Consider the following 15,318-nt stretch of genomic DNA (forward strand, 5'->3'; position numbering starts at 1 on the left):
ATAGAATTAGTATAAAAATGTCACAATTTAGACACAATTATAATGCGCGTGTTGTAGGGACTATAAGTTTACTCTTGAGGAGGTAATGAAACGTATGAAAACGATTCTAGCTGTTGCGGGTCTCATTTGGGTAATGTCTCACGGTTTTCCGATTTTTGAAGGAGAGCAAATTCGTACTGCATTAAATAAAAAGTTTAATGATTATCATGTGATAGATCGAAAAGATAATGTCGTTACAGTACGTGTGAAAGATTGTTTCCATACAGTTACGGTTGCGGATGGAAACGTTACAAATGAAACAAAGATGTGTGATAAAAGGTAAAAGAAAGAAGCTGACTCTAGCATATCGCTCTAAGTCAGCTTTTTTTTCGTTTTCCAATAAGGAGTTTTTCAAATGCCTCGACAAATACATACATAAGAGTTGCGAGGACGCAAGTGAGCAATACACTGAGTAAGACGAGTGTGAAGTTAAAGACTTGGAATCCGTAGCTAATTAAATAGCCAAGTCCTTGTTTAGAAACGAGGAGTTCCCCAAAAATAACACCGACCCATGATAAGCCAACATTCACTTTTAACGTTGAAATAATTGCAGGGAAAGATGCAGGGAGAATAACGTGCTTATAGCATTGCCATTTATTTGCGCCAAATGTGTCCATGACCTTAATATAGTTGGAATCGACTTCTTGAAATGCGCTGTAAATAACGAGAATGGTAATGATGATGGAGATGATTACCCCCATTGCGATAGAGGATGAAATATTTGGACCGAAAATAACAATGATGATTGGACCGAGTGCAACTTTTGGCATTGCATTTAGGACGACGAGATAAGGATCAAGTACTCGGGCTAAAAGTGGCATCCACCAAAGGAGAGTAGCAATAATAGCTCCGAGTACAGTTCCGAGAATGAAGCCTACTCCTGTTTCAAGTAATGTCGTCCATATGTGAATCCAAAGTGAACCGTCAATCCATTTCGTTAAAAAGAGATCCCAAATACTTGAAGGAGAGCTAAAGAGTAAAGGATCAATCCACTCTTTTTTACTAGCTATTTCCCATAGTGCAAAGAAAAGAACAAGAAGTACAAGTTGTAAAGAGCGAGCTAACCATGCATGTTGTCTTTCTTTTTTTCGAAACTGTTCATGTAGTTGTTTTATATTATCCAAGTCGTTCCAACTCCTTCCATATTTCTTGGAAGAGGAATGGAAAATCATGGTGGTGGCGTGCTTCTAATGGCGATAAGGAACGGATACTTTCTGGGACGATGAACGTTTTTGCAATTTTTCCAGGGTTCGCCTGCAGCAAATAAATACGATCACTCATCGCAATTGCTTCTTCAATATCATGTGTCACAAGTAGGGATGTTTTCTTATATTTACGTAGTAATGTGAAGACGAGATCTTCTAGTTTTAATTTTGTTTGATAATCAAGAGCGGAAAATGGTTCATCTAGCAATAAAATTTTTGGATCGGTCGCTAATGTTCGAACGAGGGCAGCACGTTGGCGCATACCGCCGGATAATTCACGAGGATATTGCTGTTCTATATCATATAGGCCGACTTGTTTTAAAAGCTTTAATGTATGTTCTTTCGTATTTTTATCAAAAATCTTCCGAATATGAAGCCCAAGCATAATATTTTCTTCAATTGTTTTCCATGGAAACAAGTAATCTTGCTGGAGCATATAGCCCATAGATGGGGTCTTAGTTGTAATCGGTTCACCATCTAAAAATACGATACCTTCAATTGGATTAAGTAGCCCTGCGATGATGGAGAGGAGCGTTGTTTTTCCGCAACCACTTGGACCAAGGATTGAAATGAATTCTCCTTCTTCTACTTGCAAACTCATATCTTCCAGAATCAGTTTGGCATCTTCTTTTGCAAAAAAGCAGTGAGAAACGTTACGTATTTGTAAAAAACTCATATATTTCGCCTCTATTTCTTAATGACGCTTTCAGCAATTTTCGTATTGACGAGCGCTTCATGTGGGACTTCTTTTTGTAATTCACCAGCGTCTTTCATAATTGTTTGGAGCTGTTTCCATTCTGCAGCATCTAATAATGGATTTGTCGCATAAGAATGTTGTTTTTTGTAGCGCTCAATTACTTTCACAGAAATGTCTTTTGAAGTGTCTTTAAATAGTGGTGAAACGGCATCGGTAATCTCTTCTGGACTATGTGTATCAACCCATTGCTGTGCTTTATATAGTGCGCGCGTGAATTTTTCTGCAGCAGCCTTATCTTTCTTTAAGAAACTTTCTTTTGCCATAAACGTTGTATACGGAACAGTGCCAGATTCAGTTCCGAAAGACGCGACGATATAACCTTTTCCTTCTTTTTCAAGTATACTCGCAGTCGGTTCGAAGAGCTGTACAAATTCTCCTGTACCAGATGCAAAGGCATTTGCAATATTAGCAAATTCGATATTTTGAATTAAGTTCGTATCTTTGTGAGGATCAATGCCATTTTTCTTTAAAACGTATTCACCAACCATTTGTGGCATGCCGCCTTTACGCTGTCCTAAAAACGTAACGCCTTTTACGTCGTTCCAATTAAAAGAGTCTAATTTTTTACGGGAAACTAAAAATGTGCCATCTGTTTGTGTAAGCTGCGCAAAATTAATGACAGGATCTTTTGCTCCTTGTTGATGAACATAAATAGACGTTTCTGAACCAACGAGCGCAATATCAATTCCGCCAGATAAAAGGGCGGTCATCGTTTTATCTCCGCCAGCTGTTGTTTGTAAGTCAATATTTAAACCTTCATCTTTAAAAAATCCTTTTTCAATTCCAACATATAATGGTGCGTAGAAAAGAGAGTGGGTAACTTCGCCAACGCGAATTTTTTGAGCTTGTTCTTTCGTACTTTCCTTTGTACTACTACAAGCAGCGAATGTGAAAACAGCTAGTAACATGATGCAAAAAACGGTTATTAATTTTTTCACTATATGACACCTCCTAGAAGTCAATCTACAAGCATAATATGTAGGTAAGTGCCCATATGTGAGTATAGATAGCAGGAATTTTTTAGGGAATAAAGAAGTACAAATATAAGGGGTGATAAAATGGATTACGAATACGATGATAGCGTACATTTACATCTTGATTATTTCGGAACTGAATGTGATATGGAATCGATTGCTTATAAGAGGAAGCATGAAGACGTATGGGATGTGTATTTTAATTTTGGGGTATACGGTATTCAGAAAAGTGAGGTAGAGACAGGTAGGTTTATGGACGAATATGCCGGTTATTACGTTTTTTCTGTACATGCTCGTGATTTGAGTTGGGAATTTGGAAGTGCACAGTTTGAGGAATGGGTCTTGAAGAACCATATAGTAGAAAGAACGCTTCAAAAATAGGGAGGAATTTCGTGGTTGAATTTCTCATCTTATTGTTTATTTGCGTAACTGGAATTTACATCATGCAAGTGCTCACTTACCGATTTGCAAAGAAAAATATTCATAAAGTGAAACTTTAATCAGTGGGGGTTTTGTCCATCCCCACTGATTATTAGCCTTCACCAATCGGGCTTTTACGGGCAGTTGATCTCTCACCTAACTGCCTCGAATTTGCTAGATTTTGAGGTGGGAGTCTTACTGCCCGTTAATGCGGGATAAATACAAAAGATTGAAATTGGTTCATATGTGGCTAGATATGACTATGAAAAAGGGGCCGAGATTAGATTTTTTTGATTTTATCTTTATAGTAATTGTGTGTATTATATGGAAAATATGGATGCTTCCTCTTATATAGTAAACATGCTAATCATTTCATCATTTTTCCCGTTCATAATAAATAACGAAAAGAACCTGTGAGGGTTTATCAAGACCTAAATTGTAAAAAGTCATAAAAAATAAAGTGCGATACATATTAGACATGACCAATATGTATCGCACTTTTACTTCATGTTCAACAATCGCCCCGATTGTTGAACAAGTAAGGGTCCAGCATTTCGGAAAAAAACGCGCTAAGCAAAAAATACAATAAGCCGCCCATATGGACAGCTCATTTACATAATTATCGTTATCAGAAGTAAAATTTAACTCGAAAATATCTAATTTTATCAGTTGTTGAATGTCTGAAAAAAATCAAACCAATGATATTGTTGAGATCTTTTGGTAACTTCTTGCTGTGATGACTATCATAGTGAATTTTTCTCCAGCAACCACTATTAGTGGCTAATTACCATAAGGACTTATTTTTGAAATTTGCTATTTTTTAGAAAGTATGTTAATTTAAGAAAGACCTATTTTTGTTCGGTTTGAGATTAAGAATAAATTTTGTTTTTCGTCTAAGGTATTTGAGCAAGGGTAGTAACATATGTGTGGATATCCATACTAGGAGGCAACAATTATGGAACAAGGTAAAGTAAAATGGTTTAATGCAGACAAAGGTTTTGGATTCATCGAGCGTGAAGATGGAGAAGACGTATTCGTACATTTCTCAGCTATCCAAATCGACGGTTTCAAATCTTTAGACGAAGGACAAAGTGTAACGTTTGAAGTAGAAAAAGGACAACGTGGCCTACAAGCTACTAATGTTCAAAAAGCTTAATATTAGCTGATGAAAGACCCTCTTGTAGGGTCTTTTTTTGATTTTGTTACAATATTCCAAATGCAACTTTTTTAAGGGGATTTGGGGTGCTTAACTTTTAATGAAAAAGAGATTTCCTTTCTTAGGAAATCTCTTTTTTCTATTCGGTATGTACAAGAGGTAACAGATGACATTATACGGAGGGTGTACATGAGAAGACGTTGTGTACATAATATGTTATGTTTATATAAGTAATATTTTATTACGGTGCGGGGTGAAATTAATAAACAGAAAAGAGGGAATGAATTGAGGTGCAATTTTTCATTTCATCAGCCAAGAAGAAGTATATTAATTTCAGCGATGTTAAGTGGCCTAGTAACCCTATATGTAGTACCCACACTTTTCTTGATTTTAAAATATTTTAGTTTAGATACGATAAAAGATATGTTAAATCAAAAAATTGTCTTAAGTATAATGACAATTTTGATGTGGATTGTACTATTGTATGTTGCGTATTTGAATAAAGATATAGTTAATAAATTTAAACCGATTATTAGGATTTATATTAGAATGTTTTTAGTAGCGCATGTGGTTACTTTGCTTTTTATTTTCACGCAAAATAATATGAATCTCGTAAATACACTGAATTGGATTTACAATTATAACGCACAGTTTATATTTAGTTTAATTGTAATTTATGCGATATATGTTTTGGTGTATAACGTGCTTGGGAAAGTTTTTTTGAGTACTATTTTGACAAGCATTTTGCTAATCATTTTGGCTATTGTAAATCACTTTAAAATTGTTTTTAGGGGAGACCCACTATATCCTTCTGATTTTACACAGATTGGACATATGCAATCTGTTATACCAATGGTGATGGATTATTTTAGTTGGGGTTATATTCTTCTCGTTATTGTAAGTGTTGTTGTCTGTATTTTGGCTGGTATGTATGTGAGGAAGTATATTCAAAATGTAAAAGTTCATGCAGGCATACGAGTTCTATTTATAATAGGATCCGTTTTTATTTTATATGTGTATGGTAATTTTACGAATACGTTTATGAATAAATGGTTTCAAAAGTCAGGTATAGAGTTCGTTTTGTGGAATCAAAATGAAAATTATGCTTCGAATGGTTTTGTGCTAGGCTTTATAAGTAATTTAGATACGACAGTCATTGAAAAGCCGAAAGATTATTCAAAAGAAAGTATGCTTCAAATAGCGAACGATATAAAGAAACAATATAGTAGCAATATAGGGGCGCAGAAGCAAAAAGAGAAACCGAATATTATTTTTGTAATGAGTGAATCGTTTTGGGATCCAACGAAATTAACGAATCTTTCCTTTAGTGAAGATCCTTTACCGAATTTGCATCATTATATAGAAAGTTTTCCAGGTGGACAAACTATTTCTCCTGCATTTGGAGGAAATACTGCGAACGTGGAATTTGAGGTATTAACGAGTTATTCAATGAGTTTGTTAAAACCAGGCTCTATACCGTATCAGCAAGTTGTTACAAATAAGAAAGAAATTCCATCAATTCCTCGAGCTTTGAAAAAAGAAGGGTATTATACAAGTGCAATTCATTCGTTCGGTCGCTCATTTTTTAAACGGGATGATGTATATAAAGTGTTAGGGTTTGATAAGTTTAATGCACAAGATACGATGGAAAATGTAGAAGTTGATGGAGATTATATTAGCGATTTATCTATGAGTAAAGAGATAATAGCTGAATTAGAAAAGCAAAAGAAACCTACTTTTATTCATGCGGTTACAATGCAAAATCATTTTCCATTTACAGAAGGAAGATTTGGCGAAAATCAAATAGAGATTAGTGGTTTAGAAAATGAAGAATCGAAGGCTGAATTAGAGACTTATACAGAAGGTTTAAGACGTTCAGATGAAGCTCTTCAATATTTAATAGAGGAGCTAGATAATTTAGATAGACCTACATTATTAGTATTCTTTGGGGACCATCTCCCATCACTAGGAACAAATAAATCTCTTTATAAAGAGACTGGTTATATAACGAATGAAAAAACGTCAAGTGAACGATTAGCGATGGCGCAAACGCCGTTATTAATGTATGCAAATTTTGATATTCCAAATGACAATTTAGGCTTAGTAAGTCCAATTTATTTTTCAAATCTTGTCCTTGATTATGCTGGATTAAATAAGGCACCATTCTATCAATTTTTATCGAAGTTATATGAAGAAATTCCCGTACTTCGTGACGAATTGAGGATAGGAAAAGACGGAGAAGCAATAAAAGGTTTAACAGCGAAACAAAAAGAGCTGTTAAAGCAATATGAGTTTATTCAATATGACTTACTCGTCGGAAAGCAATATAGTAAGGATATATTATTTAAATAAGCGAAAAAAAAGAACTTGTATACGATACAAGTTCTTTTTTCATAGTATTTAACGGGGTAACTAGACAAGCTAGGTTTAGGGAGTATTACTTGTACATTTAGTATAAATTAAAATAGAATCGGTTTAATAATTGATTTGTGAGAAGTGTGTGAATTTTTCATTTAGTATATAATTGGATAATTTGTTTAATGCGTAAAAACACTCTTTAAGGTTTCTAAGAGAGTTTTTTATTTAGATATATATTAAAATTTCAGAAAAATCAGATATAATAAAGTTGTGTGGTAATTTTAAAAAAAGAGGTGGGACATTGAAGCATTTTTGGGGTGGGAAAATAATAGAATTTCTTATTAGTATCGCAGTTATTCTTACTGTAAGTTATTTACCATTCTCTTTGTTTTTAGGGAATAGTCTTGATTTTATTACATATTTAGAGAGATTAGCTTCGCCAAAGGATATTGCACATATTGATACGAACACTATGCAGTCAATTCCTTTTTTTGAACGGATTATTGAACCTTATACGTATTCTATGACTATTCTTTTAATCGCTACTTGTTTAACAATTATTCTTTCAATTGGCCTTTCATTCGTATACTTATTAGTTTCTTCTAAAATTAAGAAGGGGATTGAGAGGTGTTTAATTTTAATAGAATCAGTTCCAGATTTATTATTAATTTTTAGTTTACAGTTATTTGTTGTATGGATTTATAAACAGACAGGATATCGCTTCGTTACTATTTATGCGTTTAATGATGAACGTGCATATGTCTTACCTATTCTTTGTATGACTATCGTTCCAACCCTTCATTTTTTCCGTATTATCGTTTTATTTTTAATGGAAGAAAAGAATAAGCCGTATGTGGAATTCGCCCGTGCGAAAGGATTGAGCAATAAATATATACTGTATGCTCATTTATTACGTAATATTATGTACCACCTGTTAAATCACTTGCAGCCGCTTTTTTTATTCATGATTTCAAGCCTTTTAATGGTAGAGGGAGCTTTTAATATTACGGGGTATATGTCTTTCTTAATAAGGGCAGGCTCTTTAAATCCTTTAACGATGGCATGGTGGATTCTTTTATTATTTGTTCCATTCTACATTCTATTTACTATTATACATTACCGAGTGAACCGTATTACAGGAGGGGCTTCTCATGATATATAGAAACTTTCGCTCCAAACGTTTTTTGTGTGGGGTCCTGTACTTTGTAGGGATTGTTGTAATTAGTTATCTTATTACGTGGTTTGGTAAGGATTTATATATGAGTAAGACAATCTGGCTGAAAGATGCGAATGGGGATGTTATTGCTGCAGCTCCGTTTAGTCCGCTTACAATACCACCACTCGGTACAGATCGTAACGGTTTTAATTTGTTTTTTCAATTATTAGTAGGTGCAAAGTTTACAATATTATTTGTATTTGGCGTATGTAGCGTACAAGTGTTTCTCGGTACTATATTAGGTGTAGCATTAGCTCATACACCATCTATCGTACAAAATTTATTTCAAAAAATATGTAAAGTGTATTTCTTTATTCCGACAGTGCTATGGGCGATTTTGTGGATGTTTCCAATCATGTTGCACAGTGAATTAACTGGATTTAATATGGAAATTATTATAAAGCAGTTTACTGTTCTTTGTTTTGCGCTGTTACCAGCTGTTATTCTTTATGTGAATCAAGAAATCAATTTATTTATGAAAAATGAGTTTGTTACAACTTCGAAAATATTAGGAGCTTCAAAGTTTCGGATTATTAGAAAGCATATATGGTTGTATTTAAAAGAAATTCTTGTCGTCCTTTTTTTACAGCAGTTTGTTCAATTATTTACGTTATTAATTCATTTGTCATTTTTCGGAATTTTAATTGGGGGACGAGGCGTAGATTATGATACGGGGAAACCATACTCACTTACGAATGAGTGGGCGGGTTTAATCGGTCTATACAAAAGTGAATTTTTAGCAGCACCATGGATTGTCATTGCGCCACTATTATTCTTTACTGTTTCTATATTCGTTTTACATATGATGATCAAGGGGATAAAGAAAGAGCGCGGTAGCAGTCTATATTCTATGTATAAAAAGACAAAGAAAGAGTCATATGAACAAAGACAGGAAAAGAAGGAAATAGATAAATCATTGTTCATTCCGGTGTCTTCTAACTCGATAGAAAAAGGTAGTTAACAAAAAAAGAATTTGCCGTAAGGGCAAATTCTTTTTTTACTGTAAAGGAACTATGAATTTAAAAAATTTATTAGTTCCTTATTTAATTCATCCGCTTGATCGATTGGAGAGCCATGACCGCTATTTGTAAGAGGATATAGCTCAGAGTTTTTAATGCGTTCTTTTGTTAGCTCAGCACTTTTGTAAGGGATGAGTTGGTCGTGAACACCGTGGAATATTTTTGTTGGGACGTTAATTTTATTTAAGTCCTTCGTCACGTCTTCGTTTGCAGCAGCTTGCAAAATTTTGATGAGAGCATAAGAAGCGGACTGCATACCGAGATAAGAAAACCAGTCTAACGTGGCAGCTCCTAAGTTTCTATTAAAAAATGATAAAGATACATCATTAAGAAATTTAGGCAAATTTGCATACATTTGAGCAATCAGAGCATCTGCTTGCTCTTTCGGTACGCCGTAAGGGGATTGTTGGTTTTTTACGAAAGAGGGGGAGACGGCATCAATTAATGCAAGTTTAGAAATACGGCGACCGTTATATCGTGACATGTATCGAATAGAAAGAGCACCGCCGACTGAGAAACCAACTAACGTAGCATTTTCTATTTGAAGTGCTTCTAGAACAATTGCGATATCGTCAGCTAAACGATCATATGTGTAACCAGTCCATGGTTTATCAGATTGCCCGTTTCCGCGAATGTCCATAGCGACGCAGCGAAACCCGTGCTGTGGTAAAACATTGAATTGATATTGAAACATTTGGTGATTTAAAGGCCAGCCATGTACGAAGAAAACAGTTTTACTACCCGGACCTGGGTTCATATCTTGCACAAAAATGTGTACATCTTTCTCGACGGTAACAAACATGGAGTATCACCCTTATGTGTATTAGTATGCTCTATCCCAAAAGCGTTGTTTTGTCATTGCCTGAATAAATTCATTCGCAAGTAAGGTAGGATTTTGTTCTGTTATAACGCCAGGTTTTCCTTCAATGTTTAAAGATTGAATAATAGTAGTTCCATTTTTGAAAGCGCCAATTGGCTTAAAGTGATTATATGATTCTACGACAAATGAACTTGCTTTATTAAGAAAATTCTCATCAAAATTTCCGCCAATAAGAAGAAGGCCGTCGTAAAGAAGCGGTGAACCTGTTAAGAAAGTGTCATTCACTTCCCAACGACCATTTTGTGTTCCTTGCACCATACCTAGTTTTTCGGAAATAATGACTGGCTGAAGTCCTACTTGCTTTAAATGATTTATAATAGATTGTGCGTTTTGTGCGTCGTATCCGCTTGCGACAATGACACCTATCCTTAATGTGTTAGGGCTGAAGGTCGTATTTGCCATACTGAGTGCTGGAGATGATTTTGTAACGTTAGATTCTTGAACATTTGGGACTGTTACTCCGACTGCTTCAGCTACTAAAGTAGCTAATTCTGTACTAATATGTCCAATCATACCTACGACTTGTTGGCGGACGGATTTACTTTTTACTTTGCCTAATTCAAATGAGAAAGCCTGTATAATGTGGATTTTTTCGACGTGACTCATACTATTCCAAAATAAACGTGCTTGAGAGAAGTGGTCTTTGAAGCTAGCAGCTGTTTCTCTTATTTTTTGTCCAGATACAGTAGAAGGGTATGTAACGAATCCACCCTTTGTACCAGGAACAGTGTAAGGAGAATTATTTGCTAAGGAATTATTATGGTAGGCAATTTTTCCTTTGTCGATTATATATTTAGAAGCGCCATCTCTTTGGTTGTTATGAAACGGGCATATCGGACGGTTAATCGGTAACTCTTGATAGTTTGTACCGACGCGGGCTAATTGCGTATCTGTATAAGAAAAGAGTCTACCTTGTAAGAGAGGATCATTTGTAAAATCGATACCGCGGACGATACTTCCAGGGTGCAGTGCGACTTGTTCTGTTTCCGCAAATACGTTATCAACGTTCCGATTTAACGTCATTTTTCCAATGATTTTAACAGGGAAGTCTTCTTCCGGCCAAATTTTCGTTGCATCTAATATATCGAAATCGTATTTAAATTCATCCTCTTCTTCTAAAATTTGAACGCCAAGTTCGTACTCAGGGTAGTTTCCAGCATTAATATTTTCCCATAAATCACGGCGATGATAATCTGGATCAGCGCCGCCTAGTTTTTGAGCTTCATCCCAAATTAACGAGTGAACGCCAAGCTTTGGCTTCCAGTGGAATTTTACAAATCGTGACTTTCCGTGTTTATTAACTAAGCGGAATGTATGAACGCCGAACCCTTGCATCATTCGAAAACTTCTCGGAATTGTACGATCCGACATAATCCACATCATCATCGCAGCTGATTCTTGATTATTGGCGATAAAGTCCCAAAAAGTATCATGTGCTGTTTGTCCTTGGGGAATTTCATTATGTGGCTCTGGTTTAAGAGCATGAATAAGATCCGGAAATTTAATACCATCTTGAATGAAGAAAATCGGAATGTTATTACCCACTAAATCGAAATTTCCTTCCTCTGTATAAAACTTAACAGCGAATCCTCGTACATCTCGATTCGTTTCATTTGCACCTTTTGATCCCGCAACTTCAGAAAAACGAATAAAAATAGGTGTCTTTTTAGATGGGTCTTGTAAAAAATGAGCCATTGTTAAGTCTTCTAAAGATTCATATAGCTCAAAAACACCATGTGCTCCGTAACCGCGGGCATGAACGACTCTTTCAGGAATTCGTTCACGGTCAAAATGAGCGAGTTTTTCTCGCATAAGGAAATCTTCTAAAAGTGTAGGACCACGATCGCCGGCGGTTAAGGAGTTTTCATCATTTGAAATTTTGACCCCCGTATTCGTCGTCATCTCTTTTCCTTCATTGTTTTTCGTAAAGGATTGTAACTGTTCTATCTTCTTATTTTCACGATCGTTCATATAAAGCACCTCCCATATTATACGTATTATTGTTCATGGTTTTTATGCTTACATATGGCCTGAAGAAGTATATTATCTATGGATTGATTTTCCTCATTTGTTCAATTTATCTTTGTTTGTCTATGAAAATCATTTATTATAATAAATGGTATTCTTTTGAAGGGGTGTTGAAGTGAGAGAGGGTTTTCTATCAGCTAAAGAAGAAAAGACAAACGCTAAGATTTTCTTATGGGTAATGCATATTATTTTAATTATATATGAGGTTGCATACGCAATTATATTAGAAGATACAATGCCTTTAGGAAATTGGCATAAGCTGATATGGAAGCTTGCATATATTATGGCTATATTAGGTATTAGTGTTTACTTATTTGAGAGAGGAAAAGCATATTTAGTTAAATATACATATTTATTTGCATACATAATCGCAGAGATTTTTAACATTGGATGGTATGCTTTTCATAATACAATAGCATTTGATGGTGGGAATTTAATTGAATTTATTTTCATTTTCTTCGTACCGATATTTTTGAGTAAAAGATATTTATTTGTCTTAGCGCCATTTCTTATAGGGAAATATATGATATACCTATTTGTATTTGGAGAGCTTAACTTGTTTATACCTCTTGTTATAAATATGATGTTACTTTTCGTGTCATTTATTATTTTAAATCGATTTTTACAATATCTTTCAGCAGTAAAGAAAAGTATTGCAGAGACAAGTCAGTTACAAAAATTGGCGGTTATCGGAAAAATGGCAGCGACAGTCGGACATGAAATTAAAAACCCACTTGCTTCATTAAAAGGGTTTACGCAATTACAAAAAGAGAAACACGAAAAAGATGCAACATATGGACAAATGATTCTTGAAATAGAAAATATGAATAATATGATTAGTGAGTTGATGGAGGTTGCTACATGTAAACCTTCTGTTTATGAAAAACAAATTGTAAGTGATGTTTTAGTACAAGCAGTAGAAAATATGCGTGGAAAAATGGACGAGTTAAATATAAATTTCACCTTTAATGAAGAGCAAAATAGAAGTGAAATTGAATGTGATAAACGTAAATTAAAAGGAGTATTTTTGTATGTTATAAAAAATGCTCTAGAAGCAATGGAATATGGTGGAACATTACGAATACAAGTTGAGGATAAAAAAAGAGAGTATGTAGTAATAAGTATAGTAGATAGTGGTTTCGGGATAAAAAAAGAGAATATAGGAAGAGTTACAGAGGCTTTTTATACAACGAAGCAAGATAGGATTGGATTAGGCCTTACAGTAGCAGAGCGAATTATTACAGAACATCTTGGAGAATTACACATTTCTAGTGAAGTAAAGAAAGGAACGAGAGTAGAAATACTGATCCCAAAAAAACGTGAGCGCAATGTGGCACAAGATTAAGAGGTGTTGTTAAAGGAGTTATCATATGGAAAAAGGCAATATATTTGAAAAAGAAGAGATCAAGGCGTTAAAAATATTTTTAAGTTTATTCTTTTTTATATTTTTTGCGTATGATTTTGCTGAAAAGGCTATTGTCTTTTTATCAGATGAAAATCAAAAGCTAGTAGATGTTTTTGGTGAAGGATTAGGTCTATGGCTATATAGTTTGATGATTGGATTATTCTTTATCGGACTTTATTTTATGAAACGGAAAAAGCCGTATATTGTGAAGTATGTTATTTTAATTGGCTATAATATATTGGATTTTATTAATAACTTCATTATTTATTACGGAAATGATGCGGAATTTGATGGCGGTAATATAGTAGAAGGGTTCTTTATTTTATTTGCACCGATATTTGTGAATAAGAGGTACTTTTGGTTAGTTGCTGGAACTATTATTGGCAAATATGCACTTATGGGATTCGTTGTTCAATCCTTTATCGTCCTTATCCCAATGGCATTATGTAGCGTATTCGTTATTATATGTTGGATTATATTTTTAAGATTACAATCTTACGTTCGTACACTTGAAATGATGAACAAAGAAATACAAAAGGTAGAAAAATTAGCGATGGTTGGAAAAATGGCAACAGTAATTGGCGATAAGATTAGAAGACCGTTAGCAAAATTGAAAAAGCTTGTGAACAAGCAAGCGAAAAAATATCCAGAAGATAAGATTTATAGTGAAATTATGAGACAGGAAGTAGAGCGAATTCATACAATCGCTACAGAACTAAATGGGTTTGAGAAATCTAAATCGATAGAATCCGAAACTCATAATATTAAAGAAATCATCTCTTATGTTATTAGGGTTATGGGAAAGCCAGCTTTAGAACAAGGGATAAAAATACATGCTATTTATAGTAAAGATATACCTTCAATTACATGTGATGAAAAACGATTGAAACAAGTATTTTTTAATTTAATAAAAAATGCGATTGAAGCAATGTCAGTTGGTGGAACTATTACTGTGAAAGTTATAGTGGAAGATGTAATCATTGTTCAAGTTATAGATGAGGGATGCGGCATTCCAAAAGATAAAATTCCGAAGCTAAATGAAGCTTTTTACACAACGAAAGAAACTGGAACAGGCTTAGGATTAGTAGTTACGGAAAAAATTATTAAAGATCACCACGGTAAATTGAACTTTGAAAGTGAAGTTGGAGTTGGAACGACTGTTGAGATTATGTTGCCGATTTAATGATAGTGTAAGAGATAAATAGAAAACATCACTTAATCAAAAGTGATGTTTTTTTGATTTATCTTGCGTTAAGATCCGATTGGTTCAACCAATAATCAGTAGGGAAGGGATCCCCCTACTGATTAAAGTTTTTTCTATAGAGTACAGTTTAAATAGAGGTAATTAGAAAAATGGAGTATATAGCACTGTCAGTAATCCCAGGGCTAATATAAAGGCATAATGCATCTCCTCTGGAAACTGGATTTCCAGTTGTTGTACTAGTCCAAATAACAGTGGCAGGTCCTGGTAAAGGGGTAGGATCATACACTTGAACTACCTGTGATCCAACGTCTGAAGGAGTAATAGCAAATGTGATTGTTCCAGTGATTTTAGCCGTAGTGGTAAAAGTAATAGTAGATATAACGTGATTAGAGGTAGGGGCGGAAAGGTTTGTTGGGACATTAGTGCAGATTTGAATTGTATAAACTTCTATAGGCAAATTATTTACATTTATAGATGCAGAAAAACCAGCTATATTTCCAGATCCAGCAACTACATAAGGAATAATATTGGAATCAACTGCTGGAGCACCTGCTATACGTTGAAACTCAGTGTTAGTTCCTTGGAAAAGGATGCTTTTTGCTGAACTGCTTCCAGCGGGTCCGGTGCTCCCTGTGTTCCCAGTAGGTCCAGTGCTCC

Annotated in this window: 13 protein-coding genes and 1 pseudogene; 8 read left to right on the forward strand and 6 right to left on the reverse strand. The window is 34.6% G+C overall.

The window, feature by feature from the left end; all coding sequences use genetic code 11:
- Window positions 1–94 precede the first annotated feature (94 nt).
- Window positions 95–322, forward strand: a complete 228-nt coding sequence (locus tag KI356_RS15270) for a hypothetical protein (RefSeq protein WP_002123281.1) — start codon at window positions 95–97, stop codon at window positions 320–322.
- Between the two features lie 34 nt (window positions 323–356).
- Here the strand turns inward: KI356_RS15270 and KI356_RS15275 are convergent, their stop codons facing one another.
- From KI356_RS15275 to KI356_RS15285, 3 genes are read right to left on the reverse strand one after another with little or no spacing between them, the layout of a single operon-like run.
- Window positions 357–1,163, reverse strand: coding sequence for an ABC transporter permease (locus KI356_RS15275; RefSeq protein WP_128282929.1), 807 nt, complete (start codon window positions 1,161–1,163; stop codon window positions 357–359).
- A complete protein-coding gene (locus tag KI356_RS15280; RefSeq protein WP_212935817.1) occupies window positions 1,156–1,920 on the reverse strand; it encodes an ABC transporter ATP-binding protein in 765 nt (254 codons plus the stop codon). The genes KI356_RS15275 and KI356_RS15280 overlap by 8 nt, the downstream gene beginning before the upstream one ends.
- An 11-nt stretch (window positions 1,921–1,931) precedes the next feature.
- Window positions 1,932–2,939 (reverse strand): ABC transporter substrate-binding protein, encoded by a 1,008-nt coding sequence (locus tag KI356_RS15285; RefSeq protein ID WP_212935818.1) that lies wholly within the window; start codon window positions 2,937–2,939, stop codon window positions 1,932–1,934.
- Between the two features lie 120 nt (window positions 2,940–3,059).
- Between KI356_RS15285 and KI356_RS15290 the strand changes: the two genes are divergently transcribed.
- The 5 genes from KI356_RS15290 to KI356_RS15310 all read left to right on the forward strand — a co-directional run bounded on the left by KI356_RS15290 (window position 3,060) and on the right by KI356_RS15310 (window position 9,086).
- Complete coding sequence (locus KI356_RS15290) at window positions 3,060–3,356, forward strand: DUF3986 family protein (protein ID WP_212935819.1); 297 nt, start codon at window positions 3,060–3,062, stop codon at window positions 3,354–3,356.
- Between the two features lie 994 nt (window positions 3,357–4,350).
- The gene (locus KI356_RS15295) at window positions 4,351–4,551 is read left to right on the forward strand and encodes a cold-shock protein (RefSeq protein ID WP_002160121.1); all 201 of its coding nucleotides are present in this window, start codon (window positions 4,351–4,353) and stop codon (window positions 4,549–4,551) included.
- 285 nt (window positions 4,552–4,836) lie between these two features.
- Window positions 4,837–6,903 carry an LTA synthase family protein gene (locus KI356_RS15300; protein ID WP_212935820.1) on the forward strand — a complete coding sequence of 689 codons (2,067 nt, stop codon included), beginning with the start codon at window positions 4,837–4,839 and terminating at the stop codon, window positions 6,901–6,903.
- A 307-nt stretch (window positions 6,904–7,210) separates the two neighbouring features.
- Entirely contained in the window at window positions 7,211–8,071 is an 861-nt protein-coding gene (locus tag KI356_RS15305) for an ABC transporter permease subunit (RefSeq protein WP_070170624.1), read from the forward strand.
- Complete coding sequence (locus KI356_RS15310) at window positions 8,061–9,086, forward strand: ABC transporter permease subunit (protein WP_002112433.1); 1,026 nt, start codon at window positions 8,061–8,063, stop codon at window positions 9,084–9,086. The genes KI356_RS15305 and KI356_RS15310 overlap by 11 nt, the downstream gene beginning before the upstream one ends.
- A 50-nt stretch (window positions 9,087–9,136) precedes the next feature.
- On the opposite strand, the gene KI356_RS15315 is transcribed toward KI356_RS15310, so the two are convergent.
- Entirely contained in the window at window positions 9,137–9,946 is an 810-nt protein-coding gene (locus KI356_RS15315) for an alpha/beta fold hydrolase (RefSeq protein ID WP_212935821.1), read from the reverse strand.
- Window positions 9,947–9,967: 21 nt separating this feature from the next.
- Complete coding sequence (locus tag KI356_RS15320; protein WP_212935822.1) at window positions 9,968–11,995, reverse strand: catalase; 2,028 nt, start codon at window positions 11,993–11,995, stop codon at window positions 9,968–9,970.
- A gap of 172 nt (window positions 11,996–12,167) precedes the next feature.
- On the opposite strand from KI356_RS15320, the gene KI356_RS15325 reads away from it, so the two are divergent.
- Both KI356_RS15325 and KI356_RS15330 read left to right on the forward strand, forming a co-directional pair.
- A complete protein-coding gene (locus KI356_RS15325) occupies window positions 12,168–13,397 on the forward strand; it encodes an ATP-binding protein (RefSeq protein ID WP_212935823.1) in 1,230 nt (409 codons plus the stop codon).
- A 25-nt stretch (window positions 13,398–13,422) separates the two neighbouring features.
- Window positions 13,423–14,640 carry an ATP-binding protein gene (locus tag KI356_RS15330; RefSeq protein ID WP_212935824.1) on the forward strand — a complete coding sequence of 406 codons (1,218 nt, stop codon included), beginning with the start codon at window positions 13,423–13,425 and terminating at the stop codon, window positions 14,638–14,640.
- A 148-nt stretch (window positions 14,641–14,788) separates the two neighbouring features.
- Here the strand turns inward: KI356_RS15330 and KI356_RS15335 are convergent.
- Window positions 14,789–15,318, reverse strand: a pseudogene (locus tag KI356_RS15335) (collagen-like protein); the annotation flags it as partial.

Source organism: Bacillus hominis, assembly GCF_018332515.1.
Classification (GTDB): Bacteria; Bacillota; Bacilli; order Bacillales; family Bacillaceae_G; genus Bacillus_A; species Bacillus_A hominis.

Bases quoted from the DNA above. Each gene is read 5' to 3' on its own strand.
- KI356_RS15315 (WP_212935821.1), bottom strand. From the start codon at position 9,946: ATGTTTGTTACCGTCGAGAAAGATGTACACATTTTTGTGCAAGATATG.
- KI356_RS15280 (WP_212935817.1), bottom strand. From the start codon at position 1,920: ATGAGTTTTTTACAAATACGTAACGTTTCTCACTGCTTTTTTGCAAAA.
- KI356_RS15320 (WP_212935822.1), bottom strand. From the start codon at position 11,995: ATGAACGATCGTGAAAATAAGAAGATAGAACAGTTACAATCCTTTACG.
- KI356_RS15295 (WP_002160121.1), top strand. From the start codon at position 4,351: ATGGAACAAGGTAAAGTAAAATGGTTTAATGCAGACAAAGGTTTTGGA.
- KI356_RS15290 (WP_212935819.1), top strand. From the start codon at position 3,060: ATGGATTACGAATACGATGATAGCGTACATTTACATCTTGATTATTTC.
- KI356_RS15270 (WP_002123281.1), top strand. From the start codon at position 95: ATGAAAACGATTCTAGCTGTTGCGGGTCTCATTTGGGTAATGTCTCAC.
- KI356_RS15310 (WP_002112433.1), top strand. From the start codon at position 8,061: ATGATATATAGAAACTTTCGCTCCAAACGTTTTTTGTGTGGGGTCCTG.
- KI356_RS15330 (WP_212935824.1), top strand. From the start codon at position 13,423: ATGGAAAAAGGCAATATATTTGAAAAAGAAGAGATCAAGGCGTTAAAA.